Origin of the sequence: Micromonospora sediminicola (genome assembly GCF_900089585.1) — a bacterium.
Classification (GTDB): Bacteria; Actinomycetota; Actinomycetes; order Mycobacteriales; family Micromonosporaceae; genus Micromonospora; species Micromonospora sediminicola.
In genome coordinates this window covers 4,436,443-4,449,290 of record NZ_FLRH01000003.1, presented here as the reverse complement: position 1 = coordinate 4,449,290, position 12,848 = coordinate 4,436,443, and the positions used below count along the sequence as shown (strand labels likewise).

At 74.0% G+C, this 12,848-nt stretch carries 11 protein-coding genes; 6 read left to right on the top strand and 5 right to left on the bottom strand.

Going from position 1 to position 12,848, the window contains the following annotated elements:
• Positions 1-7: 7 nt before the first annotated feature.
• Entirely contained in the window at positions 8-1,165 is a 1,158-nt protein-coding gene (locus GA0070622_RS20480) for a CaiB/BaiF CoA transferase family protein (protein WP_091575481.1), read from the bottom strand.
• A gap of 247 nt (positions 1,166-1,412) precedes the next feature.
• Between GA0070622_RS20480 and GA0070622_RS20475 the strand changes: the two genes are divergently transcribed.
• From GA0070622_RS20475 to GA0070622_RS20460, 4 genes are read left to right on the top strand one after another with little or no spacing between them, the layout of a single operon-like run.
• Positions 1,413-2,459: a TerC/Alx family metal homeostasis membrane protein gene (locus GA0070622_RS20475; protein ID WP_091575478.1), complete on the top strand. Its 1,047-nt coding sequence runs from the start codon at positions 1,413-1,415 to the stop codon at positions 2,457-2,459.
• Positions 2,460-2,499: 40 nt separating this feature from the next.
• Positions 2,500-3,099 carry a sulfite oxidase-like oxidoreductase gene (locus GA0070622_RS20470; RefSeq protein ID WP_091575475.1) on the top strand — a complete coding sequence of 200 codons (600 nt, stop codon included), beginning with the start codon at positions 2,500-2,502 and terminating at the stop codon, positions 3,097-3,099.
• Between the two features lies 1 nt (position 3,100).
• Positions 3,101-3,859, top strand: coding sequence for a ferredoxin reductase (locus GA0070622_RS20465; RefSeq protein WP_091575472.1), 759 nt, complete (start codon positions 3,101-3,103; stop codon positions 3,857-3,859).
• Positions 3,860-3,876: 17 nt separating this feature from the next.
• Positions 3,877-4,170 carry a DUF6510 family protein gene (locus GA0070622_RS20460; RefSeq protein WP_091575470.1) on the top strand — a complete coding sequence of 98 codons (294 nt, stop codon included), beginning with the start codon at positions 3,877-3,879 and terminating at the stop codon, positions 4,168-4,170.
• A gap of 11 nt (positions 4,171-4,181) precedes the next feature.
• Here the strand turns inward: GA0070622_RS20460 and GA0070622_RS20455 are convergent, their stop codons facing one another.
• The 3 genes from GA0070622_RS20455 to GA0070622_RS20445 form a co-directional block, all read right to left on the bottom strand.
• Positions 4,182-5,879 (bottom strand): glycosyltransferase family 2 protein, encoded by a 1,698-nt coding sequence (locus tag GA0070622_RS20455; RefSeq protein ID WP_091575467.1) that lies wholly within the window; start codon positions 5,877-5,879, stop codon positions 4,182-4,184.
• A 166-nt stretch (positions 5,880-6,045) separates the two neighbouring features.
• Complete coding sequence (locus GA0070622_RS20450; protein ID WP_091575465.1) at positions 6,046-6,693, bottom strand: C39 family peptidase; 648 nt, start codon at positions 6,691-6,693, stop codon at positions 6,046-6,048.
• A gap of 1,154 nt (positions 6,694-7,847) precedes the next feature.
• Entirely contained in the window at positions 7,848-9,107 is a 1,260-nt protein-coding gene (locus GA0070622_RS20445) for an MFS transporter (protein WP_091575463.1), read from the bottom strand.
• Positions 9,108-9,440: 333 nt separating this feature from the next.
• Here GA0070622_RS20445 and GA0070622_RS20440 point away from each other — a divergent pair, with 333 nt between their 5' ends.
• The gene (locus GA0070622_RS20440) at positions 9,441-9,968 is read left to right on the top strand and encodes a GNAT family N-acetyltransferase (protein WP_245666456.1); all 528 of its coding nucleotides are present in this window, start codon (positions 9,441-9,443) and stop codon (positions 9,966-9,968) included.
• Between the two features lie 28 nt (positions 9,969-9,996).
• Here GA0070622_RS20440 and GA0070622_RS20435 read toward each other — a convergent pair whose 3' ends face one another.
• Complete coding sequence (locus GA0070622_RS20435; RefSeq protein ID WP_091575459.1) at positions 9,997-11,439, bottom strand: M20/M25/M40 family metallo-hydrolase; 1,443 nt, start codon at positions 11,437-11,439, stop codon at positions 9,997-9,999.
• Between the two features lie 100 nt (positions 11,440-11,539).
• Here GA0070622_RS20435 and GA0070622_RS20430 point away from each other — a divergent pair, with 100 nt between their 5' ends.
• The gene (locus tag GA0070622_RS20430) at positions 11,540-12,838 is read left to right on the top strand and encodes an NAD(P)/FAD-dependent oxidoreductase (protein WP_091575457.1); all 1,299 of its coding nucleotides are present in this window, start codon (positions 11,540-11,542) and stop codon (positions 12,836-12,838) included.
• Positions 12,839-12,848: the final 10 nt, after the last annotated feature.

The window sequence follows — 12,848 nt, the reverse complement described above, 5'->3', positions numbered from 1 at the left end:
CGCCCGCTCAGCCGACCGTGCCGGCGGCGCGCAGCGCCGCGATCCGGTCGACGTCCAGGCCCGCCTCGGTGAGCACCTCGTCGGTGTGCTCGCCCGGTGCGGGCGGGGGCCGGCGGACCGACGTGGGCGTGCCCGAGAAACGCGGCGCGGGGGCCGGCTGGGTGACCCCGTCCGGCGCGACGAACACCTCGCGGGCCGCCAGGTGCGGGTGCCGCGGGGCCTCCGCCCAGTCGAGCACCGGCGCCACGCAGGCGTCCGTGCCGTCCAGCAGCGCCGCCCACTCGTCCCGGGTACGCGTGCGGAACAGCCGCGCCCACGCCGCGCGCAGCGCCGGCCAGTTCGCCGGGTCGTCGCGGTCCGGAGCGTCGTCGCCGTCGAGCGGGAACCCGGTGAGCCGCACCAGTTCGGCGTAGAACTGCGGCTCCAGCGCGCCCACCGCGACGTACCGGCCGTCGGCGCACTCGTAGGTGTCGTAGAAGGGTGCGCCGCCGTCGAGCAGGTTGACCCCGCGCGGGTCCTGCCAGAGGCCGAGCCCGCGCAGCGCGTGGATCTGGGTGGCGAGCACCGACACGCCGTCCACGATGGCCGCGTCGACCACCTGGCCGGGCGCGCCGCCGCGCACCGCGTACAGCGCCGCGACCATGCCGAGGGCCAGCATCATGCCGCCGCCGCCGAAGTCGCCGAGCAGGTTCATCGGCGGTACCGGCGGCTCGCCGGCCCGGCCCACGCCGTGCAGCGCGCCGGTCAGCGCCAGGTAGTCGATGTCGTGCCCGGCGGTGGAGGCGAGCGGACCGTCCTGGCCCCAGCCGGTCATCCGCCCGTAGACCAGGCGCGGGTTGGCGGCGAGGCAGTCCGTCGGGCCGAGGCCGAGCCGTTCGGTCACCCCGGGCCGGAAACCCTCGACCAGCGCGTCCGCCCCGGCGACCAGGTCACGCACCAGTTCCCGTCCGGCCGGCTGCTTCAGGTCCACGGCCAGGGAGCGGCGGTTGCGGTTGAGCAGGTCACCGGGGAAGGCCCCGAAGCCGCCCCCGCCGACCCGGTCCACCCGCACCACGTCGGCGCCGAGGTCGGCGAGCATCATCGCGGCGAACGGGCCCGGGCCGATGCCGGCCAGCTCGATCACCCGTACGCCGGTCAGCGGTCCCTGGTTGGTCACCCGGGTCACCCTAGGGGGCCGGGACCCGCGACGCCACGGCCCGGCCGCCCGCACAGCGGTTGACCAGGGCAATCATCCGTGGCGTGACTTGGCGTCCGGCCCCGGGTTGGCCTAGCCTTGTCCCCACGAGGGGAGTACTTCCCACGAACCATTCCGGTCAGTACGGCGAACCCCCCGAGGGTGAGCCTCGGGTGGTTGCCCACGAAACCGTGGGTGAAGGAGACCTCGAACATGCCACGGTGTTCGAGGAGGCCCCATGTCCGAACTGTCATACCTGTCCGCCGCCGAGCTGTCGTCGGTCGGCACGCCCACGCTGTGGGCGGTGACGATCGCCGGCGTGCTCGCCCTGCTGGTGCTGGACTTCCTCGTCACCCGCAAGCCGCACGAGGTCTCCATCCGCGAGGCGCTCGGCTGGTCGGCCTTCTACATCGCCCTGCCGCTGGCCTTCGGCGCCTGGATCTGGTCGCGCTACGGCGGCCAGCAGGGCATCGAGTACCTCACCGGTTACCTGGTCGAGAAGTCGCTCTCGGTCGACAACCTCTTCGTCTTCATGCTGCTGCTGGCCGCGTTCGCGGTGCCGGCCGTGCTCGCCCAGCGGGTGCTGCTCTACGGCATCGCCGGCGCGCTCGTGCTGCGCGCCGTCTTCATCGCGCTGGGCGCCGCCGCCCTGCAGACGCTCGACTTCGCCTTCCTGCTCTTCGCCCTCATCCTGATCGCCACCGCGGTCAAGCTGCTGCGCGACGCCCTCTCCGGGCACGAGCAGGAGGTCGACATCAACAAGATGCGGTCGGTGAAGCTGCTGCGCAAGGTGATGCCCGTCGTCGACGACTACCACGGCACCCGGATGACGATCCGGCAGGGCGGCCGGCGGGCGCTCACCCCGTTCGCGCTGGTCGTGGTCGCGGTGCTCGCCACCGACGTGGTCTTCGCGGTCGACTCGGTGCCCGCCGTCTACGGCATCACCGAGGACCCGTACCTGGTCTTCGCCACCAACGCCTTCGCGCTGCTGGGCCTGCGGGCGCTCTACTTCGTGCTGCACGCCGCGCTGAGCCGGCTGGTGCACCTCAGCTACGGCCTGGCGGTCATCCTCGCCTTCATCGGGCTCAAGCTCGGCCTGCACTGGGCGCACGGCATCTGGAAGGGCGTCCCGGAGATCCCGACGCTCGCCTCGCTCGGCGTCATCATCGGTGTCCTTGTGGTCGTCACCATCACCAGCCTGCGGGCCACCCGGGACAGCGGCGACGGCGACCGCACCGTCGTGCACGAGGTGCAGGGCGGCGGCCCCGGCGGGCACTCCCGCTGAAGCACTGCCCCGGCACGGTCGGGAGTGGTACGACTGACGGGTGGGAATCGTCTCGCCGGGCTTCCAGGGCCGGCCCCGTTCGTCCGCACCCGACCTGCCGCCGGGGCAGTACCTCACCGAGGACTTCCCGGTGCTCTCCGCCGGCCCGACACCCCGGGTGAAGCTGGACACCTGGGAGTTCGTCCTGACCAGCGAAACCGGCGCGGAGTACCGCTGGTCGTGGGACGAGCTGATGGGCCTGCCGCAGGACACCCCGACCGTGGACCTGCACTGCGTCACCCGCTGGTCCAAGCTCGGCACCACCTGGCAGGGCGTCTCACTCGACACGCTGCTCGACGGCGTCGACACCGGCGCCCGCTACGCCCTGGCCCACTCCTACGGCGGCTACACCACCAACCTGCCGCTGGACGACCTGCGTGGCGGGCGGGCCTGGGTGGTGCACACCTACGACGGCGGCCCGCTGCCGGCCGAGCACGGCGGCCCGGCCCGGCTGCTCGTCCCGCACCTCTACCTGTGGAAGTCCGCCAAGTGGGTGCACGGGATCCGGCTGCTCGTCGACGACCGGCCGGGTTTCTGGGAGACCGCCGGCTACCACGACTACGGCGACCCGTGGCGCGAGCAGCGCTACCAGGGCGACTGAGGTGGCGGCCCCGGCCACCGGCCGTCGGGTCGCGCCGCTGACCTGGCGGGTGGCCCGACTGGTCGAGCGGCGGATCGAGACGCCGACCGCGCAGACGCTGGTGCTGGACGTGCCCGGCTGGCCGGGGCACCTGCCCGGCCAGCACGTCGACCTGCGCCTGACCGCTCCCGACGGCTACCAGGCTGCCCGCTCCTACTCGCTGGCCGGTCCGGCCGAGGGGGAGCGGATCGAGGTGACCGTGCAGCGGGTGCCCGACGGCGAGGTGTCGCCCTACCTGGTCGACACCTACGCCGAGGGCGACCCGGTGGAGGTGCGCGGACCGGTCGGCGGCTGGTTCGTCTGGCGCACCGACGAGACCGCGCCGGTGCTGCTGGTGGGCGGTGGTTCCGGGGTGGTGCCGCTGATGGCCATGGTCCGGGCGCGCCGGGCCGCGGGCAGCCGGGTCCCGTTCCGGTTGATCTACTCGGTGCGCACCCCCGACGACGTGATCTACGCCGACGAGCTGCGCCGCCGGGCCCGCGACGACCAGGGCCTGGACGTCGCGTACGTCTACACCAGGCAGGCGCCCGACGGCTGGCGGGGCGAACCGCACCGGATCGGCCTGGCCGACGTGAACAGCCACGGCTGGCCGCCCGACCTGGAGCCGCTCTGCTACGTCTGCGGCCCCACCGGCTTCGTCGAGACCGTGGCCGACCTGCTGGTGGGGCTGGGCCACCCGACCCGGCGGGTCCGGACCGAGCGCTTCGGCCCGACCGGCTGACGATCCGAGGAGAGCGCATGACGGACATGTCCTACCTGGACGGCAACATGCTCGACGGGCCGCTGCGCGAACTCTTCGCGGTCGACCTGAGCAGCACCACCGGGCGGTGCGACACCTGCGGGACGACCGGCCCGATGGCCGGCCTGCACGTCTACTCGCACGCGCCGGGCCTGATCGGCCGGTGCCCCACCTGCACCGGCGTGATGGTGCGGCTGGTCCGCGCGCCGGAGCGGGCCTGGCTGGACCTGCGCGGCAGCACCTACCTCCAGGTCCCGATGCCGCTCGACCAGGGTTTCCGACCCGCCCGCTGAGCCCGCCCGGCTCAGGAGGTGACGGTCACCCGGCCGACCTGCGCCGGCCCCGGCTCGGCGTGGTTGCCGCTGCGCTCGACCGCCGTGCCGGCGCGGGGCGCGGCCCGCACCGTCGTGCGGGCCGGCATCGCCGGGCCGGTCGGGCGCCGCTGCCACCGCCGACGCAGCCGACCGACCACCTGCCCCACGGTCACCGGTACCACCGACAGGACGAGCTGGCCGGTGCGCGGGTCGACGGTCGCGGCCACCCCGTACAGCCGGGCGCCGTGGCGCAGCACCCGGGGACGGCCGGCGGCGAGCCGGGGCGCGCGTACCGGCGCGGACCCACGGCCGTGACCGCCGTCCACCTCGGTCCGCACCGGGTGGCGCTGGCCGCTGGCCGCGCCGACCGCGAGGAGCCGGTCGACCGGGAAGTCGGTGCGCACGGTCCGACCGCTCGGGTCGGTCGCGTCCAGCCGGGTGGCGCCGGCGACCGGCCCGGCGGCCAGGCGGACCGGCCCGGCCGCCGTCGCGAAACCGGGGTACGGGCTGCGCGCGGTCACCGTCAGGGTGTGCCCGTCGACCCAGCTCACCTCGACCGTGTCCAGCCGGGCCAGCCAGTCCGCGCGCACGTCGGTGACGTCGGTCCAGGCCGCCGGCGCGCCCGGGTAGCCGGCGTGCCAGCGGCCCCCGGCCACCACCGTCTCCGGTACGCCCCGGGTGGCGTCCTGCTCGATGACGGCCAGCAGGTCGTCCACCCCGCCGGCGGTGACCGCCCCCAGGCGCAGCCGCGCCTCGATGTCCAGCCGGGCCCGCACTCCGTCGGTGACGTGCCGCTCGACCAGCCGACGCACGCTCGCGTGCACCCGCTCCTGGGCGGCCCGGTCCAGCCGGCGGAAGTCGTCGCCGATCAGGTTGGCCAGCTCCAGCCCGGCGTGGCGGCGCAGCACCGCGTCCCGGCGCGGGCCGGCGGGGATCAGGTCGGCGACGAACGCGAACAACCGCTCGACGCTGACCAGACGCTGCTCCACGCGGCTGTGGTAGGTGATGTTGCGGGCGTCCAGCCGGCGCACCGCGTGGTAGTAGTCGTAGTCGGCCAGCACCGAGATCCGTCGGGCGTGGTAGCAGGCGGCCAACGTGAACGGCTGGTCGCTGAGGACCGGCATGTCCTCCGGGAAGCGGAGCCCGAGCCGGTCGACGAGGTCACGGCGGAACAGCTTGGTGTTCGCCAGCGACCACGGCAGCTCCGAGTCGAACAGGCTCACGTCGACCGCGTTGCCGTCGGCGAACACGTCGGAGAAGACGTGCCGCCCGTTGACCCCGACCACCTTGCCGAGCACCACGTCGGAGCCGTACCGGTCGGCGGCGGCGACCAGCCGTTCCAGCGCCTCCGGTCCGAGCCGGTCGTCGGAGCCGAGAAAGAAGACGTACCGGCCGGTGGCCAGGTCCAGGCCGCGGTTGCAGGGGGCGGCCGGACCACCGGAGTTGGCCTGGTGGACCACCCGTACGACGCCGGGGTGCCGCGCGGCGAACCGGTCCAGCAGCCGCCCGCTGCCGTCGGTGGACCCGTCGTCCACCGCCACGATCTCCATCCGCTCCGGCCCGATGGTCTGCCGCAGCAGCGAGTCGAGGCAGGTACGCAGGTAGCGCAGGGTGTTGTAGACCGGCACGACGACGCTCACGTCGGGGCGGGTCGTCGGTGGGCGGTCGGTCGCCGACTCGGCTGCCACTGCTGCTCCTTCGCGGGGTCGGCCGGGTGGTGCGGCGCGACCCAGCGTGGTGGAGCGACCCGTCCGGGTGACGACACCGACATGACGGCGAGGTGACCGACAGACAGCCGTTGGATACGCGAAAGGGCCCGGCCCCGTGGTGGGGTCGGGCCCTTTCGGTGGTGGGTCAGCTGGTGCTGTAGCCGCGGGTGGCGATCCAGTCGGCGAGGTTGTCGATGCTCATCCGGTAGGAGGCCATGTTCGGGTTGGCGCTGTCGGCGATGGTGACGGTGTTGCCGTTGTCGCGGTAGCCGATGACGCTGATGTAGTGGCCGCCTTCGAAGGAGTGGGTGGTGTTGTCGGTGTCGGTGGCGGTGCCGGCGATGTTGGCCACGACGGCGCGGCCGTCGTCGACGGTGCGGATGATGTCGGTGCGCAGGGTGTCGGTCTGCTTGTTGTCGGCCTTACCGCTCTTGATTTCGACGGAGCGGTAGGGCTTGCCGGTTTCCTTGTTCAGGACGGGGGTGATGTCGTTGATGCTGTTGGTGCCGGCTTCGGTGGTGCCCATTTCGCGGGCCATGGCGTGGACGTCGATGTTCTTGCCTAGGACGCTGATGGCGTTGCGGGTGGCGGCGGGGCCGCAGTAGTAGAAGTTGGGCTGGGCTTCGTAGCGCACGTCGAGTTCCCGCTCACCGTGGCCCTTGCGGTCGGCGACCACGGTGGTGGTGTCGGTGGGGGCGGCGTGGGCGGCGATCGCGGGGCCGGCGATGCCACCGGCGGTCGCGGCGATACCAGCAGCGGTCAGCACGGTCTTACGCAGCAGAGTGGTAGCCATGATGATGCCTCCCAGGGGGGTGGGGGGGCACGGCACGGGGGTGCCGTGTGAAGAGGGGGGAAGTCTGAAAGTCCGGCGGCCCGACAGGGCGTGCACGGGGCCTGCACGGCGGCCGGGGGGCCTGCACGGGCGGCTCAGGGGGATGTAACCACCGGCGGCGGCCGATCATTCCGACCGGGCCTGGCCTGTCGGCTCGGGGGGTCGGGGCGGCGCGCGGTCTACCCGGTACAACGCCGCACCCCCGGCACCGATTCCACGCTCACGGTGGCGCCGACCACCACCCAACCCGACACACGCGCTCATGGCACGCAGCCACTGTGCGCGGCGGCCCGCCGAACCGGACATCAGGGCTATATCTCCGACCACCTCCGCGCCGACGCCGGCTTCTGGTCGACGGTCCCGAGATCTTGGAAGGTAGCGGCCTCCATCGGGGCCGTTTCCTTCCAAGATCTCGAGGCGTCCGGGGCGGTGATCCTGAGGCGAGCAGCCAACACCCCACACGGCGCAGTTGGCATCCGGCCGGCGGGCACCACCGACGGGGGCGTCCGGTGACTACCCGACACGGGCCGGGCCGTGCCCGTCACGGTGCCTATCGAGCTGATGCCGTCAACGACTCACGCTCTCGTCGGGGGCGGGCACCGACGCCCGGAAGCGACCTCACGCTCTCGGTCGGGGGCGGGCACCGACGCCCGGAAGCGACCTCACGCTCTCGGTCGGGGGCGGGCACCGACGCCCGGAAGCGACCTCACGCTCTCGGTCGGGGGCGGGCACCGACGCCCGGAAGCGACCTCACGCTCTCGGTCGGGGGCGGGCACCGACGCCCCGAAGCGACTCACGCTCCGGTTGCGGGCGGGTCCCGGCCCTCCGAGTCGTTTCTGATATCAGCTCGAAAGGCGTTGCGGAGGCGAGTGCTGCGGGAACGCGGGCTGTGTCCGGTCCGTCCTGGGTGCGGTGCGGTGGCAGGCGGCGTGCTGGTCGGCCATGCGGGGTGCTGATCGGCCCTGCGGCGTGCAGCCATGGGCGTCCTGCGCGGGATGCGACGCGTACCTACCGACGGGGCTGCGGGCGGCGACACCGCGCAGGAGGACCGCGCCGCGCCGAGGCGGCGGCATCGGGGAGGCCCGGACGCCACCACCTCGGCGCACCGGAGTGGGTCAGGACGGCGGACCGCCCGGACCGGGCGGAGCGGCGGCTGCCGCGTCCGCGAGTCGGGGCCACGCCCACGCGGTGAGCCCGGCCAGCAGGGCCGCCGCCAGCCAGAGCGGCGTCAGGACGCTCCCGGTGGCCGTGGCGAGCAGACCGCCGGCGACGGTGCCGAGCGCCGCGCCACCCAGGTCCGCGAGGGCGTAGGCGCCGTTGACCCGGCCCCGCAGCCGATCCGGCACCAGCCGCTGGCGGAGCGACACCACCAGGACGCCCCACACCATGGCGTGTGCGCCCCAGACGGCCAGGGCCGCCCCGGCGACCAGTGGCTCCCGGGTGGTGCCCAGCACGACCTGGAGGCCGACCTCGACCAGCAGCCCCGCCCGCAGCAGGGCGGGCGTGCCGAACCGGGAGCGCAGCCGGGTCGTCAGCGCGCTGCCGGCCAGTCCACCGACCGCCGAGGCGGTCAGCAGCAGCCCGTACCCGATCTCGTCGAGGCCGAGCCGGTCGCGGGCGTAGAGCACGAACGCGGCGAACGCCGCGCAGAAGGCCACGTTCATCACCGCGATGCACGCGGCCAGCGTGCGCAGCACCGGTGTCGCCCACAGCGACCGCAGTCCCTCCCCGATCTCCGCCCGCAGCGACCGGCGGGCCGCCGCCGGGAGCGCCGGTTGCGCCGGGCCGAGCGGGCGCCGGGGGAGCATGGCCAGCAGGAGCGCCGCCAACCCGAAGGTGGCCGCGTCGACGCCGAACGGCAGGGCCGCGGCGCCCACGAACAGGTACGCCCCGAGCGGCTTGGCCAGGAACTGGTTGCCGACGACGAAGGTGGCGGAGAGCCGGCTGTTCGCCTGTTCCAGCCGCTCGGGCGACACGACCGACGGCAGCAGCGCGCCGGCGGCGGTGTCCACGAGCGTCTCCCCGACGCCGGTGAGGAAGAAGGCCAGGCAGATCAGCGGCACCGTGGCAGTGCCGGTGAGCACCGCCGCGGCCAGCGCGCCCAGGATCGCGGCCCGACCGGCGTTCACCACGGCGATCAGCCGGCGCCGATCGAGGCGGTCCACGACGGCGCCGCTGACCAGCGCGAACAGCAACCAGGGCAGTTGTGGGGCGAGCGCCGCGGCGGCGACGGCGGCGGGGTCGGGGGCGATCGAGGCGACCAGCAGCGGCGCGGCCACCAGGGTGATCCCGTCGCCCAGGTTGGAGACCGCCGAGGCGGCCCAGAGCAGGTGGAAGTCGCGGCCGAGTCGGCCGGCCGGCACGGTACCGGTCATGCCGGCCGCCGGGCAGGGTTACGTGGTCCGGGCGCGGTGGGGCGCCCGGACGGGTGGTCCGGAAACACGGGGAACTCCCTCGGAAGCGATGTGGTGGCGTGCGGGCACGCCGGGGCGGGAGACCCGCGCGTGGCGGGTCACCTGTCGCTTCGCGCTGAGGGTGGCGGGGTCAGGACACCGCGCGACCCGGGGGCGAAGCGGGAACCAGCACCGTGCCGAGTGGAGCAGTCCTCATGATCGACCTCCCGTCGTCGCGGACCACGGTAGGGGAATCCGAGGCGCCCGGCGACCCCGCCCGAGGCGAGGGCGAGCCGGTGGCCGAGAGTGGGCACCGTGAGATACCTGCGCAGCGACGGGCGCGTCGCGATCCGCCGTCCCCGCCCCGGTGACGAGACGGAGTTCGTCGCCGCCGCCCGGCGCAGCCAGGACCTGCACCACCCGTGGCTGTCGGCGCCGGACGACGCCGAGCGGTACGCGGCGTACCTGCGCAAGATCAGGGGCCGGGGCAGCGACGGGTTCCTGTTCTGCGACCGGGCCACCGGGGAGATCGCCGGGTACGCGACCATCAGCGGCATCGTGCTCGGCGCGCTGCGCGGCGGCTACCTCGGCTACGCCGCCTTCCGCCCGTACGCGGGCACCGGCCACGCCACGGCCGGGGTGCGGCTGGTGATCGCCCACGCGTTCGGCCCGCTCGGACTGCACCGGCTGGAGGCCAACATCCAGCCCGGCAACGAGCCGTCGAAGCGGCTGGCCCGCCGGCTGGGCTTCCGGCTGGAGGGCTTCTCCCCGGACTACCTGTTCATCGACGGCGCCTGGCGGGACCACGAACGCTGGGCGATCACCGCCCCGGCGCCGGACTGAGCCACCCGGCGCCGGCGGCGGCACGGGGTCAGCTGCCCGGCTTCGGGAACGCCACCGGGCTGCGGTGGCCGGCCCGGTCGACCGCCCGCACACCGAAGAACACGTTGTCCTTGGACAGGTCCACCGTCATCTCGGTGACGTCGCCGACCGGCAGCACCCTCTGCCACTCGGCGGCGGTGGTCTCCCGCCACACCACCTCGTAGCCGGCCAGGTCCGGCTCCGGTCCGCGCTGCCAGCGCAGCGTGGTGTCGTTGGTCAGGTTCGTGGTCACCACGACCAGGCCCTTCGGCGTGCCCGGCGCCTGGGCCAGCGACCACAGCGTCGCGGCGTTCACCCGGGCCACCCGGGTGATGTAGTCGAAGTCGCAGAACTCGGGCAGGTCGCCGTACTGCACGCCGTCGACCACCCGGACGTCCTGGTGCTGGTGGGCGAAGTCCTCGGCGGGCTCGGTGAACCGGCCGGCCGGCCAACCCTCGCGCAGGAACGAGATGTGGTCGCTGCCGCGCAGGTAGCGGTCCCGCCGGTAGACCACCCGGATCCCCATCCCGGTGGCGGCGTTGTCCGCCACGTCGCTGACGAACCGGGCCAGCTGCCGCGACGGGGAGTCGTTCTCGCCGCCGACGGACTGCCGCACGCTCGCCTCGGCCGGGGTCTCGGCGGTCGGCACACCCTCGGCGAAGAGCCGCACCGTACGCGGGTCGCGGGTGCCGTCGTCGGCGGTGCTGCTGCCCACGATGTCGTTGCTGAACATGCCCTGCACGTCCACGCCCGCCGCCTTCAGCCGGCCGGCCAGGTACGCCGAGCCGTACAGTCCCTGCTCCTCGCCGGCCACGGCGGCCAGCACGATGGTGGCCTCGCTGCGCCGGCTGGCCAGCACCCGGGCCAGCTCCATGACCACGGCCACGCCGGAGGCGTCGTCGTCGGCGCCCGGCGCGTCGCTGACCGCGTCCATCACATCCGTGGCACGGGAGTCGTAGTGACCGGTGATCACGTACACCCGCTCCGGCGTGACGTCGCCGCGCAGCGTCGCCACCACGTTGGTGATCGTGGTCGCGGTCGGGATCCGGGACGCCGGTTCCTGCACGTAGGACTGGAGTTCGACGGTCATCCGGCCGCCGGAGGCGGCGGCGTACCCGGACAGTTGGGCGTGGATCCAGTCGCGGGCGGCGCCGATGCCGCGTACCGGATCGGTCTGGCTGGAGAGGGTGTGCCGGGTGCCGAACGCGGCGAGCCGGCGGACGGTGGCCTCGATCCGGTGCCTGTCGATCTCGCGCAGCAGCGCGGTCAGCTCGCGGTCCGGGCGCTGCGGCCGGGTCGGACGGCCCGGGCCGGGCGGCGCCCCGGCGGCGGCCGCCGGGGCGGCGGTGAGCGGGGTGGCGACGGCGGCGGCGGTGGCCGCGGCGGAGGCGGTGAGGAAGGTACGCCGGCTCGACCTCGTGGGTCGACCCCCGGCGGTCTGGTGGTTTCCCATCAGGGCATCCTCGCGCCGATCACGACAATTGTCCATATCGTTGTTCGTGGATGGATCATCGCCACGTTTGTCGCAGGTCTGCCCGGGAACGGCAGCAGACATGACGAAACCACGTGTGGTGATCGTGGGGGCCGGGTTCGCCGGGTACCACGCGGCCAAGACGTTGCGCCGACTGGCCCGCGACCGGGCCGAGATCGTCCTGCTGAACACGACCGACTACTTCCTCTACCTGCCGCTGCTGCCCGAGGTCGCGGCCGGCGTGGTCGAGCCGACCCGGATCTCCGTGCCGCTTGCCGGCACGCTCGACGGCGTCCGGGTGGTGGTCGGCGAGGCCGACCGGGTGGACCTGCAGAACCGCTGGGTCGGCTACCGCTCCGCCGAGGGCGACCACGGCCAGCTCGCGTACGACCGGCTGATCCTCTCCGTGGGCAGCGTCAACAAGCTGCTGCCCATCCCCGGGGTCACCGAGTACGCGCACGGCTTCCGCGGCCTGCCCGAGGCGCTCTACCTGCACGACCACGTGGTCCGGCAGGTCGAGCTGGCCGAGCTGACCGACGACCCGGCCGAGCAGCGCGCCCGCACCACGTTCGTCGTGGTCGGCGCCGGCTACACCGGCACCGAGGTCGCCGCGCACGGACAGCTGTTCACCGACCGGCTGCTGGCCCAGCGCCCGCACCTGAAGGTCCGCCCGCGCTGGATGCTGCTGGACGTCGCCCCCCGCGTGCTGCCCGAGCTGGACCGGCGGATGTCCGTCACCGCCGACCGGGTGCTGCGCAAGCGCGGCGTGGACGTGCGGATGGGCACCTCGGTCGCCGAGGCCACCCCGGACGGGGTGATGCTCACCGACGGCGAGTACGTCCCGACCTGCAGCCTCATCTGGTGCGTCGGCGTACGCCCCGACCCGTTCGTGGCCGAGCTGGGCCTGCGTACCGAGAAGGGCCGGCTGGTGGTCGACGAGTACCTCAACGTCCCCGGCTACCCGGAGGTGTTCGCCTGCGGCGACGCCGCCGCCGTGCCCGACCCGACCCGGCCCGGGCAGGTGTGCGCGATGACCGCGCAGCACGCCCAGCGGCAGGGCAAGCTGGCCGCGCACAACATCGCCGCCTCGTACGGGCAGGGCGCCCGCAAGTCCTACAAGCACCACGACCTGGGCTGGGTGGTGGACCTGGGCGGCAAGGACGCGGCCGCGAACCCGCTGCACGTGCCGCTGTCCGGGCTGCCGGCCAAGGCGGTCACCCGCGGCTACCACCTGCTGGCCATGCCGGGGAACCGTCCTCGGGTCGCCGCGGACTGGGCGCTCGACGCGACGCTGCCCCGGCCCGCCGTGCAGCTCGGCCTGGTGCCGGCCAACGCGGTGCCGCTGGAGAGCGAGTCGCCCGAACTGGTCCGGCGGCGCTGACCGCCCCGCC